Here is a 1,041-nt window from a genome sequence, read left to right as displayed (position 1 = left end):
GATGTGTATAAGAGACAGGACCTCGTCCAGAAACTGGTGGCCGCCGTCGACGGCACCGACCCCCAGACCGCCTCCGACCCGGAGACCGCGGGCAAGCTGATGTACCCACCGATGGAGATGTTCCACCGCTTCGTCCGCAAGGACCACGCCGGCTTCACCCAGGCACTCACCACCGCCCTCCAATGGCACAAGGAGTACTGGACCGAGGACAGCCGCATGTACCAGGCCCCAGGCCTCGTCGCCCTCGCCCCCCTCGCCATGGCCTGCATCGCCCACGACGCGGGCATCCCCATCGAAGTCGAATCCGACTACCTGCCGGCCACCCTCCTCGGACGCAACTGGTGCGGAGAATTCCCCACGTAAGCAACCAAGCCCCCAACCGCCGACCACTGACCGAAACAGACCCGCCCACAGCCGCACCCCTCCTGCCTCCGGCCGGTACACCACGTCCCGTGATGGGTCAGGCCTGCCGGCTCTCACGGAAGGCCGTAAGGGCAACCTGCTGAACCGACGAACGCACGACCGTCCACCCCGACTCGGACAGCACAGCCGCGTTCCCGACCTGACGGGTCAGTACAGCTGGGGCGACGAACCCTTCCAAATGGTCAACAAGTATCCCAAGGAATCAGGGAATACTTTCTTGACATCATGAGGGTCATGGCCGAGCGAGGCGAAACCGAGTCGGTACAGGCGGTGAAGGATGCAATGAAAGAAGGGAAACTGGAGTACATCGTTGCCAAGGGAGATAAAAACGACGGCGCGCACAACGGCTACCAGTATCGCCGTTTCGACATCACTAAAAGGACTCTCCCGTGACCGTGAATATCGCCCGCCATAACCTTCCCCAAAATGCCGAAAATCAACAGCATGCCGAGCGCCTGAGCGAAGGCTTGATCAAGGATATCGATGAAATCGAAGAATCGCCCGATCTGATCGACTTCACTTTCGAGCATCTCCCTATCGAAATCGGACGCATGATCGCCAACGCAGAAGTCGTCCTGCATGTTACGCCAGACCCCAACACCGACCTCCCCCCTTAGA

3 protein-coding genes are annotated in these 1,041 nt (G+C 60.5%); all 3 read left to right on the top strand.

Annotated features, from left to right (window positions below):
• Positions 1-363: immunity 49 family protein (locus IH13_RS0130670; RefSeq protein ID WP_199814900.1), on the top strand; the 363-nt coding region annotated here is incomplete at its 5' end.
• Positions 364-657: 294 nt separating this feature from the next.
• On the top strand, positions 658-816 hold the full coding sequence (locus IH13_RS43675) for a hypothetical protein (protein ID WP_158791416.1): 159 nt from the start codon (positions 658-660) through the stop codon (positions 814-816).
• Positions 813-1,040, top strand: a complete 228-nt coding sequence (locus IH13_RS43670; protein ID WP_158791415.1) for a hypothetical protein — start codon at positions 813-815, stop codon at positions 1,038-1,040. Before IH13_RS43675 ends, IH13_RS43670 begins: the two co-directional genes overlap by 4 nt.
• Position 1,041: the final 1 nt, after the last annotated feature.

This window comes from Streptomyces sp. NRRL WC-3549 (assembly GCF_000721935.1).
Taxonomy (GTDB): Bacteria; Actinomycetota; Actinomycetes; order Streptomycetales; family Streptomycetaceae; genus Streptomyces.
Note: the sequence above shows the minus strand (reverse complement) of the source record. Positions and strands in the feature narration are given on the sequence as shown.

What these genes read in the sequence shown, in the direction of transcription:
- IH13_RS43675 (WP_158791416.1), top strand. Translation starts at nt 658, where the DNA reads ATGGCCGAGCGAGGCGAAACCGAGTCGGTACAGGCGGTGAAGGATGCA.